This is a genomic window from Pantoea leporis, from assembly GCF_028048155.1.
GTDB lineage: Bacteria > Pseudomonadota > Gammaproteobacteria > Enterobacterales > Enterobacteriaceae > Pantoea > Pantoea leporis.
This window is the reverse complement of record NZ_JALMEU010000002.1, coordinates 468,909-486,324: the sequence shown is the minus strand read 5'-3', so window position 1 is coordinate 486,324 and position 17,416 is coordinate 468,909. Positions and strand designations below refer to the sequence as shown.

Genomic DNA, 17,416 nt, shown 5'->3' with positions numbered 1-17,416 from the left:
CACTTTATTCAGGCAGCAACGTCTATGACGAAAAAACCGACATTCTTACCCTGGTTCATTATCCCCGCCACGTTCACGGCGCTTGGGCTGGTGGTGGCCATGTTTGCCGTGATGCAGTTTAGCGTGCGGGCCTATATTCCAGGATCGCTTGATGTAGGCGGATTCACGCTGGCGAACTTTAACGGTCTATTCAAGAAAATCTATGCCGATGCGTTTATCAACACGGTGATGCTCAGTGCGAAAACGGCGATTTTTGGGCTGCTGATGAGTTATCCGCTGGCGTATGCGCTGGTGAGAACGCGCACCACCTGGATCAAATCCACCATCTTGATTATCGCCATTACGCCGCTGTTTCTCGGCGAAGTGGTACGGACATATTCTTGGATCATCGTGCTGGGTAATAGTGGCTTCCTCAATAGCTTGCTGCTGGCGATGGGTCTGATAAACAAGCCGATCCAGTTTATGTTTACCCAAACCGGCGTGGTAGTCGCGCTGGTGCACGTGACCATGCCAATCATGGTGATGATGCTGGCGACTGCGCTGTCGCACATCAATCCTGATTATGAGAAAGCCGCCACCAGTCTGGGGGCAGGGCCGATTCGCACCTTGCTGACGGTGACCATTCCGTTGTCGATTCCCGGTATCGTTTCCAGCCTGACCACCGCGTTTGCCTGGACGTTCAGCGCCTTCGCTACGCCGCAGCTCATTGGTGGTGGACGCGTCAGCACCGTGGCTACCATGGTGTATCAACTGGGCTTCTCTTCAATGAATTTTCCGTTTGCCGCTGCGCTCAGCATTGCCGGTTTGATTTTGACCATTCTGCTGTTGATGGCGCTGAAACGTATGAGCCGCTTCCTCCATGCGATGGGAGACCACTGAAATGACCCGATCCCTCAACGACAAATTGATTACCCTGGCGGGACGCTCGCTGGTGATTGCGATTTTGTTGTTCGTGTTGCTGCCAACCATTGTGGTGTTGATCTCTTCCTTCAGCAGCACCTCGGTGCTGTTCTTCCCACCGAAAGGCTGGTCGCTGCGTTGGTTTGAGCGTGCTGTGAACTACGATGACTTCCGCCACGGCTTCTATTCAGGTTTGATTGTGACGGCATGGGCCTCAACGCTGGCGGTAATTATTGGCGCCACGCTGGCGATTGCCATTGAACGTTACACTTTCCCCTGTAAACAGGTGCTGGAAGGCGTGCTGTTGTCACCGTTGTTTATTCCGCACTTCACCATTGGCCTCGGCTTACTGATGCTGGTCTCGCAGTTAGGCATTGGACGCGGTTATTCACTGGTGATCTTCTGCCATGTCGTGCTGGTACTGCCGTTTGTGCTGCGCAGCGTGTATGTGTCGCTGAAAAACCTTGAGCAACGTATTGAAATGGCGGCTGCAAGCCTCGGCGCTTCGCCGTTGCGCGTGGTATGGACCATAACCGTGCCGTTGATTTTGCCGGGCTTGTTTGGCGGTTGGTTATTTGCCGCAATTCTCTCCTTCAACGAATTTACCGCTTCGCTGTTTATTACCACGCAAGCGACGCAGACCTTACCGGTGGCAATGTACAACTATGTGCGTGAATTTGCCGACCCAACGCTGGCTGCACTGTCGGTTATTTATATTGCCGTAACGGCGACGATGTTAATTATCGCGAATAAGTTTTTAGGCTTGGGGAGAATATTGAACGTCGAAGCAGGGCATTAATGTATTCGCACGGAATACTGTGCTTATTGAATAGCACAGCATTTATTAATCTGAATAGTAGTCATCCGGCACCTGATTACTCTTTTCCATGAAAAGATCGGGGTCGATCATCTTTAGGGATCTCACATGTCAGTAGAAAAAATTAATACCGTGGTGGTCGGAGCGGGTCAGGCAGGTATTGCGATGAGTGAACATCTGTCGTTAATGGGCGTGCCACATGTGGTGTTAGAGCGTAGCCGTATTGCTGAACGCTGGCGTTCAGAACGTTGGGATTCATTGGTGGCCAATGGCCCAGCCTGGCACGATCGTTTTCCTTCAATGAAATTCGATAATATTTCCCAGGAAGCGTTCCCACCGAAAGAACGGATGGCGCAATATTTCGAAGACTACGTAAAAATGCTCGATGCGCCGGTGCGCACCGGCGTGGAAGTCCATTCGGTTGAGCGTCTACCAGAACGTAGCGGTTTTAAGATACTGACGTCGGCCGGTGAATTTGAAGCTGACAATGTGGTGGCGGCTACCGGTCCTTTCCAGAAACCCGCTTTTCCACAGATCGTGCCGGAAAGCGCTGCGCTGCATCAGATCCATTCATCGGCGTATAAAAATCCGCAGCAGCTGCCGCAGGGCGGCGTGCTGGTGGTGGGCGCAGGTGCTTCAGGCTCACAAATTGCGGAAGAGTTGCGTAAATCTGGCCGTGAAGTGACGCTCTCCATCGGCGAACATTACCGTCCGCCACGTTCCTATCGTGACCGCGATTATTGCTGGTGGCTGGGCGCGCTGGGCTTATGGGATGAAGTCAAAATCAAGCCGAAGAAACAGCACGTTGCTTTTGCCGTGAGTGGTTATGAAGGTGGCAAAACGGTCGATTTTCGCCGACTGGCGCACATGGGCATTACGTTGGTGGGGATCACCAAAACCTGGGATGACGGCGTGCTGAGCTTCGCTGAGGGTATAATGGACAATATTGCGGAAGGTGACAAAGCGTATTTCGACGTACTGCGTGATGCCGATGCCTATATTGAACGTAATGGCCTGGACTTACCGCCCGAGCCGCAAGCATGGGAATTATTGCCAGATCCAGAATGTTTAATTAATCCATTATCAGAACTGGATCTACAGGCCGCAGGTATTACCAGCATTATCTGGGCCACCGGTTTTAAATTTGATTTTAGTTGGCTGAAAGTGGATGCCTTTGATGCCAATGGTGCGCCGTTCCATAAACGCGGTATTTCCGCCGAACGGGGTATTTACTTCCTTGGCTTGCCCAATCTGGTGAATCGCGCATCATCGTTTATTTATGGCGTATGGCACGATGCCAAATATATTGCCGACCATGTGGTTTTACAAAACGCCTACACCGATTATAAAAAGTCGTAAAAATCTCCGTGAGATCGCCGTTAATGGCGCCCCTAGAAAAGACAATAAAAAAGCCGGACAGTGTCCGGCTTGATTCACTTCTGGCGGGAATTACAGCGCCATATCCTGTTTGCCTGATTCAGTACGCGGCTTAGCCTGCGTTGGTGCAACCGTCTGATCACCCATGTTGATGACCGGCGGCTTGGTCAACAGCAGCGTCGCTGCGGTGTTGTCCCAAACTTGCTGCGTCAGCGCGGTGTTGCCGTTCAGCTTCTGACCGAAGCTTGGCACGATAGCGCGGATCTTCTGCTGCCACTCTGGCGAAGCGAACTGCTCTGGGAACAGCTTTTTCATCACGTCGAGGGTGATTGGTGCAGCAGTCGATGCGCCCGGTGACGCGCCCAACAGTGCCGCCAGGGTTTTCTGCTGATCGGTCACGATTTCGGTACCCAGTTTCAGCAAGCCACCTTTTTCGGCATCTTTCTTGATGATCTGCACACGTTGACCTGCCTGAATCAGTTTCCAGTCCTCTTTACGCGCGTTTGGATAGTACTCTTTCAGCGCAGCAAAACGGTCGTCGTCATTCAGCATCACCTGACCAATCAGGTATTTCACCAGATCGAAGTTGTCGATGCCCACATGCGTCATCGGCATAATGTTGCTGGTGGTGGTCGCGCTCAGCAGATCGAACAGCGAACCGTTTTTCAGGTACTTGGTGGAGAAGGTAGCGAAAGGTCCAAACAGCACCACTTTCTTACCGTCGAGGGTACGTGAATCGATGTGTGGAACCGACATCGGTGGCGCACCTACGGAAGCCTGACCGTACACTTTTTCCAGGTGACGATTAGCGATCTCTGGGTTCTCGGTCATCAGGAACGAACCGCCGACCGGGAAGCCACCGTAGTTGTCTGCTTCCGGAATGCCGGTTTTCTGCAGCAGCTTAATCGCGCCGCCGCCTGCACCGATGAACACGTATTTCGCATCAACTGAACGCTTATCGCCGCTCTTCACATCTTTGATGGTGACGTGCCACGAGTTATCACTGTTACGCTTGAAATCAGTGACTTCTGACAAGGTTTCCAGTTTGAAGTTCTGATCTTTCTTCAGGCTACCGATCAGCTGACGGGTGATTTCACCGTAGTTAACATCGGTGCCGACTGGCGTCCAGGTTGCCGCAACTTTCTGGTTCGGGTCACGACCTTCCATCACCAGCGGTGCCCATTGCTGGATCTGCTGATGATCGGTAGAGAATTTCATGCCCTGGAACAGGGTGGTTTTCTGTAGCGCATCGTAACGCTTCGTCAGGTACTCGACGTTTTTGTCGCCCCAGACGAAGCTCATGTGCGGCGTAGAGTTAATGAAGGAGTGCGGATCGTGCAACACACCGCGCTGCACCTGCGACGTCCAGAACTGGCGCGAAATCATGAAGGATTCGTTAATTTCCAGCGCTTTGCTAACGTCGATTGAACCGTCTGCACGCTCAGGCGTGTAGTTCAGCTCCATGTTAGCAGAGTGACCCGTACCGGCGTTGTTCCAGCCGTTGGACGATTCCAGCGCGACGCCGTCCAGCTTCTCAACCATCAGCTGTTTCCAGCCCGGTTGCAGCTCTTGCAGCCAGGTGCCGAGCGAGGCGCTCATGATGCCGCCGCCAATCAGCAGAACGTCAGTTTTTTCTGGTGCGTCTTCAGCGCGAACCGCTGAAGAGACAAGCAGCGCTGCCAGCGATAGGGCAGACACGATCTTTTTGGTGTGAGTCATTCCAGTCCTACTTATTATGCAATGCAGGTGAACGTTAAAAATTCGGTTTGCACATTAAGAGATTGTTACGGAATGATTAACTTGTTTTTAGTTAATAAAGTATTGGTGTTAATTAATTAACTTACAAAAAAGAAAATAGTGTGAAATATAAGCAGAAGGGGGAATTAATCGGAGATAAACCGCTTTAGCTGCGCGGTTATTCTTTATATCGGTAGACGCGACTTAGGTCAAATAAAACTCCTGCTATTTTACGCACATTGCGTAGCGGCGCGATTCATCGCGCAATCAATTGCGCCGCTACAATGCGTGCGCGATGTTTTGCCATTCATGGCGACCAACTTACCTACTGCACATTTCATAAAACATCACTTCACGAAGCGTGTTCGTTCCCCGCGCACAAACTGATTTACCCTAACGTCTCTAATGACTTGTTTTACTTTTCGCGTGGGCAACGGCATGGCTAACAAAACACTGTATGAAAAACTGATCGATCAGCATGTGGTTCGTAAGTTAGATGACGAAGGGCATGTGCTGCTCTACATCGATCGCTCGATTCTCAATGAGTACACCAGCCCGCAGGCGTTTAGCGGCCTGCGCGATCACCAGCGTCTTGTGCGCAATCCGGGCACCATTTTGCTGAATGTCGATCACGTTAACCCGACGCGCCCCGAGCGTGATGAGGCGATGACCGACGCGGGCGGACAGTTACAAGTCGATTACTTCCGCCAGAACGCCGCGCATTTTGGCATCGAACTGTTCGATGTGCTTGACCCGCGTCAGGGCATCGAACACGTTGTGGCGCACGAGCAAGGCCTGGTAATGCCCGGTATGGTGATTGCCGCAGGCGACAGCCATACCACCACTTACGGCGCGTTTGGCGCGCTCGGTTTTGGCATCGGCACCTCGGAAATCGAGCACCTGCTGGCGACGCAAACCCTGATTTATCGCACCCTAAAAACCATGCTGGTGACGGTGAGCGGTGAGCTGCCGTTTGGGTGTTCGGCGAAGGACATCATCATGGCGCTGATCGAGCAGATTGGCGCATCAGGCGCGACCGGATTTGCCATTGAATTTGCCGGTGTTGCCATCGAAGCGCTGAGCATGGAAGGGCGCATGACACTGTGCAACATGGCAGTGGAAGCCGGTGCACGCGGTGCGATAATCGCACCGGATGAAAAAGTGTTTGCCTATATCGCCGGCAAACCGCAAATGCCGACCGGCGAGTTGTGGCAGCAGGCCGTTGCGGAGTGGCGCGATTTACGCAGCGATGTGGACGCGCGTTTCGATAGCCGCATCGCTATCGACTGCAGCGATCTTGAACCCAAAGTGACATGGGGAATCAGCCCGGATCAAGCCAGTGCCATTACCGGCCACGTGCCCGACCCGGCGCAGGAAACAGATGCGGTGAAACAGCAGACGCTGCGGAGCGCGCTGCAATATATGGGGCTGGAACCCGGCACGCCGTTGGCGGAGATCGCCATCACGCATGCCTTTATTGGTTCCTGCACCAACGGGCGCATTGAAGATCTGCGCGCTGCCGCCGCGATTATCGACGGACACAAAATCGCCCCGCACGTGCGTGGCATTATCGTGCCGGGATCGACGCAGGTGCGTCAGCAAGCAGAAGCGGAAGGGTTAGCCGCGATTTTCGTCAACGCCGGTTTTGAATGGCGTCAATCGGGCTGCTCAATGTGCCTGGCGATGAACGAAGATGTGTTAGCGCCCGGCGATCGCTGTGCGTCCGGCACCAACCGCAATTTCCCTGGCCGCCAGGGCGCGGGTGCGCGCACGCACTTAATGAGCCCGGCGATGGTCGCCGCCGCCGCGATTGCCGGCCATCTGGTTGATGTCCGCAAATTCATGACTGCAGAGGTTTGAGATGGAAGCATTTAACAACATGACGGGCACGCTGGCGCCACTACCGGCGGCCAATATTGATACCGATGTGATCATGCCAAAGCAGTTTCTCAAAGGCATCGATCGTAAGAATTTGGATCGCGGTGTGTTCTTCGACCTGCGCTTCCTGCCCGACGGCCGCCCAAATCCCGCTTTCATTCTTAATCAAGCCGGTTGGGAAAACGCCGCCTTCTTACTGGTGGGCGCCAATTTCGGCTGCGGCTCCAGCCGCGAACATGCGGTGTGGGGACTCAATCAGCTCGGCATCCGCGCCATTATCGGCACCAGCTTTGCCGGCATCTTCGACGATAACTGCCAGCGCAATGGCGTTTTGACGCTGACGTTAAGCGAAGAGGATTATCAGCGCCTGAGCGCGCTAGCGAACGATGCCGCCAGTAATCGCATTACCGTGTCGCTGGAACAACAGGCAATCCTCTTCAATAATCAACGCATTGCCTTTTCAGTTAGTGCGTTGAAACGCGAGATGTTATTGGGCGGCGGCAGCGCGGTGGACTGGACGTTACAGTACGAATCCGATATCACCCAGTTTGAAGCGCAGCATTTTGCCCAGCGTCCGTGGCTAAAACGCGATCAAATCCAACAGGATGCACCAGCATGAGTGAGATTACGCCACGCGGTGATTCACCCTTTATTGACGGCTTTACGCTGAGCGATGTGCGTCTGGCGAACGGCGTGACGCTGCGCGTCGCGATGGGCGGCGAAGGTCCGCCACTGCTGATGCTGCACGGACATCCGCAAAATCATCTGGCGTGGCGCAAAATTGCACCGCAGCTGGCGCAGCAGTATCGCGTAATCCTGCCGGATCTGCGCGGTTACGGCGACAGCGACAAGCCGCCGAGTGATGAGGCGCATCGCGCTTACTCGAAACGGGTGATGGCGCAGGATATCAGCCTGTTAATCGAGGCGTTGGGATTAGAGCGCGTGGCATTTGTCGGGCACGATCGCGGTGCGCGCGTGGGCCATCGGCTGGCGCTTGATCATCCGGAAAAACTTTCCTGCTGCGTGTTTGTTGATATTGCGCCGACCGCGACCATGTACGCCTTAACCAACAAAGCCTTTGCCACGCGCTATTTCTGGTGGTTCTTCCTGATTCAACCTTATCCATTACCTGAAACCCTGATCGGCCACGATCCGGCATTATTCCTGCGTAAACACATTGATGGGCAATTAAAAACGCCGGGCGCCACCGAGGAGGTCATCTTCAACGATTACCTGCGCTGTTATCAAAATAAAGAGATGATTCACGCGGTGTGCGAAGATTATCGCGCCGCGGCGACGATTGATTTAGACGATGATGCGCAGGACAGCGATAAACGCATTGAGGCGCCGCTCCTGTTGTTATGGGGAGAAAAGGGCACGGTTGGCCAGTTATATAACGTGGTGGAAACCTGGCGGGATAAAGCGCGCAATATTCAGGGCAACGCATTACCTTGCGGTCATTCACCGCATGAGGAAGTGTCTGAACTGTTTTTAAGTCAGCTTCAGCGCTTTCTGGATTCTGTGTTATAACCGGCTAAATTTCGCTAACGCCGTGATGGTGATGAAAATACTGCTTGCCGGAAAAAGTTATCAGAAGCCGCTTCAGGGTTGGCCGTCAGTCGAAGATCTGTATGTCTTTATCAGCGTAGCGCGCTATGAAGGTTTTGGCCGCGCTGCGATTGAGCTCGGCCAGTCGCCATCCTACATTAGCAAGCGGATTGCCATCCTCGAAAAGCAGTTAGAATCCCGCCTATTTTTCCGCACCAACCGCGTGATGCGCCTGACGCCAGAAGGTGAAAAGGCGTTGGAAGGTGCGTTGCAAGTGGTGCACGAAATGGACTCCTTCCTGAATAACTTCCAGCAGTGGCGCGGCGAATTGACCGGCGATCTCACCGTTGCCTGCTCATTTGGCTTTGGCCAGGATTATTTGTCCGATGCGATAGCCGAATTTATGACGCGCCATCCGTCACTGAACATCAAATTGATGCTCAGCGATCGCGATATTGATTTATTGCAGTCAGGCACTGACGTCGATATTCGGGTGGGTGATGATGTGAATCACTCCTACATAGCCAGAAAATTAGCCGCCAATCGGCGTATTCTTTGTGCTACGGCAGATTATTTAGCCCGGTCACGTCCGCTGGAGACGCTGGATGATTTAATCGATCACAGCTGTCTTATTATTAATGAGAATAATAATACCTTTGGGCATTGGACGTTAACGGACGGCGAAAATAAAATCGTTTGTCGCCTGAATAGCCATTATTCATCGAACAGCGGAAAAGTGATTCTGAATTGGGCACTGAAATCGCACGGTATTGCGTTGCGTTCTGCCTGGGATGTGGCGCCGTATTTAAGCGAAAACCAATTGCTGCACGTATTACCGCAATGGTATCAGGAAGCGAATATCTGGGCGGTTTACACGCAGCGTGCTTCTGAATCGCCGCGCATTAAAGTGTTTATTGATTTTCTTGCCGACTATTTTGCAGAAAAAAGCCTGCCGATGATGAAGGGTAAATTATAAATACCCTAAATAATTCGAGTTGCAGGAAGGCGGCAAGTATGTGAATCCCAGGAGCTTACATTAGTAAGTGACTGGGGTGAACATGCGCGGCCAACGCTCCTGCAACTTGAAGTATGACGGGTATTAGCATTAGCCATAAGCCACTTTGCTATTGATATGATACAACGTTGCGGTAGCGGCCATGACGTGCTGACCATCGTGCGCCGGTTCGTGGGATTCCACTTCGGTGATGTGATAACCCACCGCACCGGCAGCAACGGCTTTCTGCAAAAAGGCGTCATTCAGCTCTTCCATTGAAGTCGCCCAGCTCACCGAAGTAAAGCCTACCGGATGAATCGATGAAAGCTCGCGATGGGTTAAATCGCCGCGAATTAAAACCGGTTTAACAGATTGCGGTGTGAAAATAGATATTACGTCATTAATTAATTGTTTCATGGCGATACTCCTCGCAAATAATAACTGAGCCAATGGCCGCAGCTACGAATCTTTCAATTGTTGGTAATGTGCTGACACCCTAAATGTTTACGGCGAGTGATGATTGCCGGTGAAGTTAATAAACACCTTTTCAGGTTAAGCGTTTTAGCTTTAATTGCTAATTAGATGTTAAGAAAGATTCAGCCACAACTCATTCAACCTTACGCGACTATTTTTGCATCTGGTTACATTTGGTGTGTTAACCCTAACAGTCGACAGGAGGTTGAATATAACGCCTGAACAGTAGCGGCGCGATTTATCGCGCAATGAACTGCGCCGCTACGATACCTGCGCTTTATGTCATCGGTAGATTAAAACTCGCGCTGCCCGCCCAATTCAATGACCCGATTCGGCGGGATATTAAATTGCTCATGTGCGCGCTGCGCATTGCGCTGGCAGAAGTGGAAAATACCGCCTTTAATGCGCATCAACCCTTTTCTCTTCTTCATCACCAGCGTGTCGTGTGAGGTAAAGAACGAGGCTTCATTGACGGTACAACCTAATCCTTCCAGTCCGCATAAATGCAGGATCTCGGCCATCGATGGCGTCTCGCGCCAGCCGTAAGCGGCGGTCACTTGCCAGAAGGTTGGCGACAATTGAGTGATGCTCAGACGCTTCTGGTTGTAGACGCGCGGGATATCGGTGGTGCGAATATGCAGCAGCACCACACGTTTATGCAGCACGCGGTTGTGTTTAAGGTTATGTAGCAGCGCCTGCGGAATCTCATGCTCTTTACGTGAGAGGAAGATTGCGGTGCCCGGCACACGACTGGGCGGATGGGTTTCCAGCGATCGCACCAGCGCCTGAAGGCTCTCAGGATCGTTATTCAACTTGCGGATCAGGCGATTACGCTCGCTGCTCCAAATGAGCATCAATCCCATCATGCTCAGCGCCAGCAGCACCGGCACCCAACCGCCGGACAGCAGTTTCATCAGGTTAGCGCTGAACAGCGGCACATCAATGCTTAACATACACAGCAGGAAAACCAGCGCCACCGGCAGCGGCCACTTCCAGTTACGCAGCGCTACCACGCCCGCCAGACACGCGGTGATCACCATGGTGCCGGTCACCACTATGCCGTACGCCGAAGAGAGCGCTGATGATTGTCGGAACGCCAGCACAATCACCGTCACCGCGACAAACAGCAGCCAGTTCACCACCGGAATATAGATCTGACCGGATTCCGTGTGCGAGGTGAAGATGATGCGCATCGGCGGTAGAAATCCCTGACGGATCGCCTGATGCGTCAGTGTATACACGCCGGTAATCACCGACTGCGCGGCGATCACCGTGGCCAGCGTTGACAGCACAATCAGCGGGATCTGTCCCCAACCCGGCGCGAGATTAAAGAACGGGTTATTGAGGGCCTGCGCATCGGCAATTACCAGCGCGCCCTGCCCAAAGTAGTTGAGCACCAGCGCGGGCATGGCGATCACCAGCCAGGCCATGCGAATCGGCGCTTTGCCCAGATGTCCCATATCAGCATAGAGCGCCTCCGCGCCGGTCACCGCCAGCACCACCATGCCCAGCGCGGCAAACGAAAGCGCTTTGTGGCTAAGCAGGAACGTCAGCGCATAGGAGGGATTCAGCGCGTATAGCACTTCGGGATTAAGCAGGATGCCGCGAATGCCTAACAGGGCAATCGACACAAACCAGACAAACATCACCGGGCCGAACACTTTACTGACCTTCTCGGTGCCGTGTTTTTGGATCATAAACAGCAGCGTGAGAATCGCCACTGCCAGCGGCACCACATATTTATCCAGCTCAGGTGACACCACTTCGATACCTTCGATCGCCGACAGTACCGAAATCGCCGGCGTGATCACGCCATCGCCGTAGAAGAACGCGCCGCCAATCAAGCCTGCTAACACAATGATGTGCGAGGCTCTCGGCCCAACATGCTGGCGTGCCAGCGACATCAGCGTTAATACGCCGCCTTCGGCATCATGATCGGCGCGCATCACAAAGCAGACGTATTTCAGCGTCACGATCAGCGTCAGCGCCCAGAAAATCAGCGACAAAAATCCCATCACTGCGGTGGTGGAGACGGCGCCATTAGGCAAAATGGAGAGGCACTCTTTAAGGGTATAAAGCGGGCTGGTGCCGATATCCCCAAACACGATCCCTGCGGCCGCCAGCATGCCAGCAGGCAAAGACTGTTTTTCACTTTGACTCATAGATTTCCTGTGTTTTATCAGGGTTGAGGCTAATGAGGGCGAACATACCTGTTTGCGACCGAAGCGAACAGTGGCAGGCGAATTTACGTACAGCATTTTTACGCGTAACGACGATATTTTTACACCATTTTTATATCGCGCTCATTTTTCACGCTGAGGGTAATGGAATATTTGACTGCGCACTGAGGCCCAAATATCACATTTAAACATATATAAACCAATGCTCACTGGAGCGGTTTTACCCGCAGGAAAGCACAGGGCATTTATTCATCATTTACCCACGCGAGCATAGATTCGAGCCAGCTAAATGCACAGTTTTTCCTGTAACGAACCGGTGGGTTAAAAAATATGAATACAGTACTCATAACGGGTGCAACTGGATTTTTGGGCGGTGCGGCCGCGGTTAATCTGCTAAAGAAAAGTGATCATTACCGACTACTTTTATTAGTGCGGGCTAATAGTCAAGCTGCAGGATTAGAGCGAATTAAGGAAAACCTGATTAAATTTGGCGTTGAAGCCGGTCAATTAAACAGGCTCACCCACGAGAACATCTTAATAGGCGATCTTGCTGAGCCGGAACGGTTTATTGACGATGCGCGCTTGACCAAGGTTACGCATGTGCTTAACTGCGCCGCTGTCGCCTCGTTTGGCGCGAATCCCCTGATCTGGAAAGTCAATGTAGAAGGCACCTTCGCATTTGCCAGTCGTATGGCGCGGGTGAAAGGGCTCAAGCGCTTTGTGCATGTCGGTACCGCGATGTCGTGTGCACCCGAAGCCAATTCGCTGGTGGTAGAAAGTGAGTTGAATACGCTGCGCGAACAACACGTTGTGGAATATACGTGGAGTAAAGCGACGGTTGAAAGAATGATGAGCGAGATGTTACCTAATCTGCCCTTAGTCATCGCGCGACCATCCATTGTGGTGGGGCATTCGGACTGTGGCTGTGCGCCGTCCCCAAGCATTTTTTGGGTATTTCGCATGGTGCTCACGTTAGGCAAATTTATGTGTGAGCTGAATGACCGTATTGATGTGGTGCCGGTCGATTACTGTGCCGATGCGCTGGAGTTGTTATTGACGGCTCCCAACGTGGAGAAGACGATTATTCATATTTCAGCGGGTGAAAATAGCAGCGTCACGTTTGCTGAGATTGATCAGGCGATGGCACAAGCCTCGGGACACGTTGCGGTGGCCGAAACGTATCAGAAAGTGAATTACCGTGAACTGGCAGCGAGCAGGAGCTCATTTTCTTCGCTGTTTGGTCCCTGTAATGAACGCATCTTATTACGCGCCATGAATCTGTATGGACATTTTTCAAAACTGAATGTGGTGTTCAGCAATGAAAAATTGCTGGAGCTGGGTATGCCGCCATCGTCAAAGTTTACTGACTATTTGCATCATTGTGTCGCTTCAACGCGTAATGCAACTATTGCGGAGTTGATGGAGGTCGATTTCAAATAAGCTGAAACTGCGCAGTTAATATCTGCGCAGTTTCCGCCAATTTACCAGCCTTTAATAATGTCGCCTTTGTAGATCTCGTTGGCTTTATCCAGCACTTCCTGTGACTGGAAGGCTTGTTTCAGCTTCTGCACGTTGGCGCTGTCTTTATTATCTTCACGCGCCACAATCGCATTCACGTAAGGTGAGGCTTTGCCTTCCATAAACATGCCGTCACGCGAGGCAGAGAGATTAACCAGCGCGGCGAAGTTGTTGTTGATGATCGAAAGATAAACCTGCGGATCGTCCAGCGTACGCGCCAGCTGCGGTGTATCCACCTCAACAATTTTCAGCTTCTTCGGATTGTCGGTGATATCCAGCGTGGTTGGCAGCAGGCCCGCTTCCGGTTTCACTTTGATCAAGCCCTGCGCCTGCAACAGCAGCAGGCTGCGGCCGAGCGTGGTGGCTTCGTTGGAGAGGGTCACGGTGGCGCCGTCAGGCAACGCTTTCAGCGATTTTATCTTGCGCGAGTAACCTGCAATCGGGAACACGAAGGTGTTGGTGACCACGGCGAAGTGGTAGCCGCGCTCTTTGGATTGCATCTCCAGATAAGGCAGGCTCTGGAAGGCGTTGGCATCGACATCTTTGTTGAACAGCGCTTCATTCGGCTGCACATAATCATTGAAGGCCACCACATCGACATCCAGCTGATATTTGTCGTGCGCCACTTGCTTCACGGTATCCCACAGCGCCTGGTCTGGTCCGGTATTAATGGCCACTTTGATTTGATTTTCATCGTCTTTGTTGCAGCCACTAAGCAGCGCCACGGATGCAGCCAGCAGCGTCGTGAGTAAAATTTTCTTCATTGCGCGGATTCCCTTTAAACGTAGGGAACGGACTATAATGGATGTTTAGACGTCTGTACATCCATCCGCAGCGCGTTTGCTTACAATTCGTTCAGGAGAGAGACTTCTGCAAGCAGGCAATATATTTCTCGCCCGACTGCATCACGATCCGCTGCGCGTCAGTGAGAATTTGGCGATGCTCGAATGCGCCGTATAAGCGCGAAAATTTTAGCGCCGCCAGCCGACGCATAATATCGCTGACTGCCGCCGCCGGTAACGGCAGCATATTTGGATAGCTCCACATAAATGACACCGCATCCGCGCCAGGCGCGACTTGCACGATATCGCCACTCAACAGCACGCCGTCATCGTGCGTCCAATGCAATACGCATCCGCCGGCAAAATGTCCGCCAAGGCGGACCAGTTTCACTTCCGGCACAATTTCCAGCGCGTCATTTTGCCAAAGATGAATATGCGGGCTGTCGCGCATAATCCATTCACTATCGTCAGCATGCAGATAGATCGGCGCGTCGAATGCCGCTGCCCAATCCTGCATGGTGCTGTAATAGTGCGGATGCGAAATAGCGATGGCGTGAATACCGCCGAGCGCGGTAACAATCGCTTTGGTGGCATTATCGAAATTAGCGATGCAATCCCACAGAATATTGCCGTGCGGCGTTTGCAGCAGAAAAGCGCGTTGATTAATAGCAAAGCTGGGCACGGTTTGCAGACTGAACACGTTGGCAGCGTGCTGCTGCCATTTATTGCAGTGTGTGGCTTGCAGGCTGTGCAGTGAAGTCCATTTTTGCCCGCTAGCCGGCACAAACTGTCGTTCATCTTCACATATTTTACAGTGTTCGATTTGACTCTGTTGCTCATCGTAAGATGTGCCGCAGGCGGTGCAGACTTTGATCATCATGAATTCCTCTCGTCTATTTGAGATTCATTCTAGAAGCCGAAATCAGGACGTGCGCAGATCATTACAGATTGTATTGAGGACGTTGCACCGCATTTGGGGTGGAAGAGGAAATCGGGCGTAAATACTGGCATTGTGAAGTTAAAGTTGCGGCTGCAACTGATAAATCCACGCCGTGATCAGCTCGCCATTGCTGGTGGTGACATCAACTTCCACGCGATCGTAGCCATCTTCAAACTCATCGAGCATCGGCCAATGCGGTTCAAGTTTCTCTGAGATAAACAGATAACCCGGCACGCGTGGGCCGTTTTCCTGCAACACAATGCCGGGGAAATCTGCTGCTGCGCCCCAGCCGCGTTCATAAAAGGTGCCTGAAACCGTTCCCGCCAGCCATTCGCCACCGATGTTTTCCAGAATATGCGCATTTGAATGGCCGGGCTGGAGCGTACCGTAAACAAATAAACGTTTCATTTTCCCTCATAAAATCAAGCAAAAGGGTTACTTTAACTCTCGGCGTTAGCGATGTCATCAACCGCCCATTATGCGATGTGCGTTGCCGTAAAAGTGACTATTCTGAAGGACCCGCGATGAGAGGTAAAAGATCAATGTTGAATAGTTCGAGCATTTGTCGCTGCAATATAAAACGCTATCCGCAATCCGCTCAGTTTGATGGCAAAAGGTTTAACAATAAGATCCCACGCCAGCAGTTAGGATTAACTGAGTTCGCCAAACTATTCTGGGATTTTGCCTTTAACAAACCGAAAAATACCACACCTGAATCTGCGCTGCCGCTCATCAAACTCGACGCGCAGCAACTTGCGGCTGCGGCGGATAACAGCGTATTTCGCCTTGGCCACTCATCATTGCTATTTAAAATGCAGGGCAAATACTGGCTGACCGATCCGGTATTTACGCAGCGTGCTTCGCCCTTTACGTGGTTTGGCCCGAAACGCTTCCAGCCTGCGCCGATTGCGCTTGAAGATTTGCCGCCCATCGAAGGGATCATTCTTTCGCATGATCATTATGACCATCTGGATTATCACACCATTTTGCAGCTCAAAGACCGCGTGCGCTATTTCCTGACGCCGCTGGGTGTCGGTGATTTACTGATATCCTGGGGCGTTGCGCCGAAAAAAATCACCCAGCTGGATTGGTGGGAATCAAAGAATATCGGCGGTATTCATTTTGTCGCCACGCCATCGCAGCATTTTTCTGGCCGTGGCATGTTCGACAGTAATAAGCGGCTGTGGTGCTCATGGAGCATTATCAGCGATGATTTCCGCCTGTTCTATGGCGGGGATTCCGGTTATTTCGATGGTTTCAAACACATCGGTAATAAATTCGGCCCGTTCGATATGGCCTTTCTGGAAAACGGCGCTTATGACCGTCGCTGGGCCGATATTCATATGCTGCCACAAGACACCATCAAAGCCTTTATTGACCTTAACGCGAAATGGCTGTTCCCGATTCACAATGCCGCTTTCGATTTAGCGTTTCATGCATGGAATGATCCGCTTAATCAAATAGTGACGCTGGCGCAGGAACAGCAGATTAATGTGTCGATGCCACAACTCGGGCAAGGCGTGCAATTTTTGCAGCCGCAGCAAGAGAAAAAGTGGTGGTAAATGATGCCCGATTGCCAGGCAATCGGGTTATCCGGTTATTTCGTCAGTTCGCCCGCGAATGAACGCATTCAGCTTAGTGCGGCAGGCGGTGATTGCCGACATCAGCAGTGAATCCTGCGCCATCACGCTTACCCGGCGTCGCTGGATTTGGGCGGATTATTCTCTGGCTGCGGACGCGTTTCACCTCGCTCATCATAACGACCATGCCAGTCGCAGCGATCGTGATGACCACGATGACCAAAGCGATTGCGGCGATGCTGCATAAACTCTTCGCGCTGTTCTGGCGTCATCTGCATCCAGCGTTCGTGCATGCGGCGACGCGCCATGCCGAACATGCCCGGACGGAATCCCAAACCGCCAAACAAGATGCGGCACAACGCCAGCAAGCCCAGCGCCTGCCATAAACCGATGCTTTTCACGCCGATGATGCCCGGCAGCAACGCATTCCACAGCGACATCACCAACAAGCCCAGTGCGGCGATAATCACCGCGCCCATCAGCAGCGGTTTCGCCAGGCGATGACCGCCAAAATGATCCCGATGACCGCGTCTGTGCATATCAAAATCTCTCATTGTTTTGTCCTCATTACATTAACGGATAACTGCTGGTGATGAGGTAGACGAATGAGCAGTGAGAATATTGCTAAAAAAACGTAAAAAAGAAAAAGGCCGCCGGATGGCAGCCTCGCATTACGGATTTTTTAATGCTG

16 protein-coding genes are annotated in these 17,416 nt (G+C 52.2%); 9 read left to right on the top strand and 7 right to left on the bottom strand.

Annotation, left to right across the window (positions count from 1 at the left end; all coding sequences use genetic code 11):
* Window positions 1-24 precede the first annotated feature (24 nt).
* The 3 genes from MWH02_RS09475 to MWH02_RS09465 all read left to right on the top strand — a co-directional run bounded on the left by MWH02_RS09475 (window position 25) and on the right by MWH02_RS09465 (window position 3,076).
* Window positions 25-879 carry an ABC transporter permease gene (locus tag MWH02_RS09475; RefSeq protein WP_101761544.1) on the top strand — a complete coding sequence of 285 codons (855 nt, stop codon included), beginning with the start codon at window positions 25-27 and terminating at the stop codon, window positions 877-879.
* 1 nt (window position 880) lies between these two features.
* The gene (locus MWH02_RS09470) at window positions 881-1,699 is read left to right on the top strand and encodes an ABC transporter permease (protein ID WP_192234783.1); all 819 of its coding nucleotides are present in this window, start codon (window positions 881-883) and stop codon (window positions 1,697-1,699) included.
* Window positions 1,700-1,825: 126 nt separating this feature from the next.
* Entirely contained in the window at window positions 1,826-3,076 is a 1,251-nt protein-coding gene (locus MWH02_RS09465; RefSeq protein WP_271460450.1) for a flavin-containing monooxygenase, read from the top strand.
* 90 nt (window positions 3,077-3,166) lie between these two features.
* On the opposite strand, the gene mqo is transcribed toward MWH02_RS09465, so the two are convergent.
* A complete protein-coding gene (mqo, locus tag MWH02_RS09460) occupies window positions 3,167-4,813 on the bottom strand; it encodes a malate dehydrogenase (quinone) (RefSeq protein ID WP_101761541.1) in 1,647 nt (548 codons plus the stop codon).
* A gap of 456 nt (window positions 4,814-5,269) precedes the next feature.
* Here mqo and leuC point away from each other — a divergent pair, with 456 nt between their 5' ends.
* From leuC to MWH02_RS09440, 4 genes are read left to right on the top strand one after another with little or no spacing between them, the layout of a single operon-like run.
* Window positions 5,270-6,691 carry a 3-isopropylmalate dehydratase large subunit gene (gene leuC, locus MWH02_RS09455; RefSeq protein WP_271460449.1) on the top strand — a complete coding sequence of 474 codons (1,422 nt, stop codon included), beginning with the start codon at window positions 5,270-5,272 and terminating at the stop codon, window positions 6,689-6,691.
* Between the two features lies 1 nt (window position 6,692).
* The gene (leuD, locus tag MWH02_RS09450) at window positions 6,693-7,328 is read left to right on the top strand and encodes a 3-isopropylmalate dehydratase small subunit (protein ID WP_271460448.1); all 636 of its coding nucleotides are present in this window, start codon (window positions 6,693-6,695) and stop codon (window positions 7,326-7,328) included.
* The gene (locus MWH02_RS09445; protein WP_271460447.1) at window positions 7,325-8,239 is read left to right on the top strand and encodes an alpha/beta fold hydrolase; all 915 of its coding nucleotides are present in this window, start codon (window positions 7,325-7,327) and stop codon (window positions 8,237-8,239) included. Before leuD ends, MWH02_RS09445 begins: the two co-directional genes overlap by 4 nt.
* Before the next feature lie 31 nt (window positions 8,240-8,270).
* Window positions 8,271-9,233: a LysR substrate-binding domain-containing protein gene (locus MWH02_RS09440; RefSeq protein WP_271460446.1), complete on the top strand. Its 963-nt coding sequence runs from the start codon at window positions 8,271-8,273 to the stop codon at window positions 9,231-9,233.
* 129 nt (window positions 9,234-9,362) lie between these two features.
* Here the strand turns inward: MWH02_RS09440 and MWH02_RS09435 are convergent, their stop codons facing one another.
* Both MWH02_RS09435 and kup read right to left on the bottom strand, forming a co-directional pair.
* Complete coding sequence (locus MWH02_RS09435) at window positions 9,363-9,668, bottom strand: YdgH/BhsA/McbA family protein (RefSeq protein ID WP_271460445.1); 306 nt, start codon at window positions 9,666-9,668, stop codon at window positions 9,363-9,365.
* Window positions 9,669-10,018: 350 nt separating this feature from the next.
* Window positions 10,019-11,887 carry a low affinity potassium transporter Kup gene (gene kup / locus MWH02_RS09430; protein ID WP_271460444.1) on the bottom strand — a complete coding sequence of 623 codons (1,869 nt, stop codon included), beginning with the start codon at window positions 11,885-11,887 and terminating at the stop codon, window positions 10,019-10,021.
* Window positions 11,888-12,235: 348 nt separating this feature from the next.
* Here kup and MWH02_RS09425 point away from each other — a divergent pair, with 348 nt between their 5' ends.
* Window positions 12,236-13,345 (top strand): SDR family oxidoreductase, encoded by a 1,110-nt coding sequence (locus MWH02_RS09425; RefSeq protein ID WP_271460443.1) that lies wholly within the window; start codon window positions 12,236-12,238, stop codon window positions 13,343-13,345.
* 41 nt (window positions 13,346-13,386) lie between these two features.
* Here the strand turns inward: MWH02_RS09425 and MWH02_RS09420 are convergent, their stop codons facing one another.
* From MWH02_RS09420 to MWH02_RS09410, 3 genes are all read right to left on the bottom strand, one after another.
* Window positions 13,387-14,187: a MetQ/NlpA family ABC transporter substrate-binding protein gene (locus MWH02_RS09420; RefSeq protein ID WP_101761535.1), complete on the bottom strand. Its 801-nt coding sequence runs from the start codon at window positions 14,185-14,187 to the stop codon at window positions 13,387-13,389.
* A gap of 91 nt (window positions 14,188-14,278) precedes the next feature.
* The gene (locus MWH02_RS09415) at window positions 14,279-15,082 is read right to left on the bottom strand and encodes an MBL fold metallo-hydrolase (RefSeq protein WP_271460625.1); all 804 of its coding nucleotides are present in this window, start codon (window positions 15,080-15,082) and stop codon (window positions 14,279-14,281) included.
* Between the two features lie 141 nt (window positions 15,083-15,223).
* Window positions 15,224-15,553 (bottom strand): gamma-glutamylcyclotransferase family protein, encoded by a 330-nt coding sequence (locus MWH02_RS09410; protein WP_101761533.1) that lies wholly within the window; start codon window positions 15,551-15,553, stop codon window positions 15,224-15,226.
* A 134-nt stretch (window positions 15,554-15,687) separates the two neighbouring features.
* On the opposite strand from MWH02_RS09410, the gene MWH02_RS09405 reads away from it, so the two are divergent.
* A complete protein-coding gene (locus MWH02_RS09405) occupies window positions 15,688-16,707 on the top strand; it encodes an MBL fold metallo-hydrolase (protein ID WP_271460442.1) in 1,020 nt (339 codons plus the stop codon).
* Window positions 16,708-16,835: 128 nt separating this feature from the next.
* On the opposite strand, the gene MWH02_RS09400 is transcribed toward MWH02_RS09405, so the two are convergent.
* Window positions 16,836-17,279, bottom strand: a complete 444-nt coding sequence (locus MWH02_RS09400) for a hypothetical protein (protein ID WP_271460441.1) — start codon at window positions 17,277-17,279, stop codon at window positions 16,836-16,838.
* Window positions 17,280-17,416: the final 137 nt, after the last annotated feature.

Bases quoted from the DNA above. Each gene is read 5' to 3' on its own strand.
- MWH02_RS09475 (WP_101761544.1), top strand. From the start codon at position 25: ATGACGAAAAAACCGACATTCTTACCCTGGTTCATTATCCCCGCCACG.
- MWH02_RS09470 (WP_192234783.1), top strand. From the start codon at position 881: ATGACCCGATCCCTCAACGACAAATTGATTACCCTGGCGGGACGCTCG.
- MWH02_RS09465 (WP_271460450.1), top strand. From the start codon at position 1,826: ATGTCAGTAGAAAAAATTAATACCGTGGTGGTCGGAGCGGGTCAGGCA.
- mqo (WP_101761541.1), bottom strand. From the start codon at position 4,813: ATGACTCACACCAAAAAGATCGTGTCTGCCCTATCGCTGGCAGCGCTG.
- leuC (WP_271460449.1), top strand. From the start codon at position 5,270: ATGGCTAACAAAACACTGTATGAAAAACTGATCGATCAGCATGTGGTT.
- leuD (WP_271460448.1), top strand. From the start codon at position 6,693: ATGGAAGCATTTAACAACATGACGGGCACGCTGGCGCCACTACCGGCG.
- MWH02_RS09445 (WP_271460447.1), top strand. From the start codon at position 7,325: ATGAGTGAGATTACGCCACGCGGTGATTCACCCTTTATTGACGGCTTT.
- MWH02_RS09440 (WP_271460446.1), top strand. From the start codon at position 8,271: ATGAAAATACTGCTTGCCGGAAAAAGTTATCAGAAGCCGCTTCAGGGT.
- MWH02_RS09435 (WP_271460445.1), bottom strand. From the start codon at position 9,668: ATGAAACAATTAATTAATGACGTAATATCTATTTTCACACCGCAATCT.
- kup (WP_271460444.1), bottom strand. From the start codon at position 11,887: ATGAGTCAAAGTGAAAAACAGTCTTTGCCTGCTGGCATGCTGGCGGCC.
- MWH02_RS09425 (WP_271460443.1), top strand. From the start codon at position 12,236: ATGAATACAGTACTCATAACGGGTGCAACTGGATTTTTGGGCGGTGCG.
- MWH02_RS09420 (WP_101761535.1), bottom strand. From the start codon at position 14,187: ATGAAGAAAATTTTACTCACGACGCTGCTGGCTGCATCCGTGGCGCTG.
- MWH02_RS09415 (WP_271460625.1), bottom strand. From the start codon at position 15,082: ATGATCAAAGTCTGCACCGCCTGCGGCACATCTTACGATGAGCAACAG.
- MWH02_RS09410 (WP_101761533.1), bottom strand. From the start codon at position 15,553: ATGAAACGTTTATTTGTTTACGGTACGCTCCAGCCCGGCCATTCAAAT.
- MWH02_RS09405 (WP_271460442.1), top strand. From the start codon at position 15,688: ATGTTGAATAGTTCGAGCATTTGTCGCTGCAATATAAAACGCTATCCG.
- MWH02_RS09400 (WP_271460441.1), bottom strand. From the start codon at position 17,279: ATGAGAGATTTTGATATGCACAGACGCGGTCATCGGGATCATTTTGGC.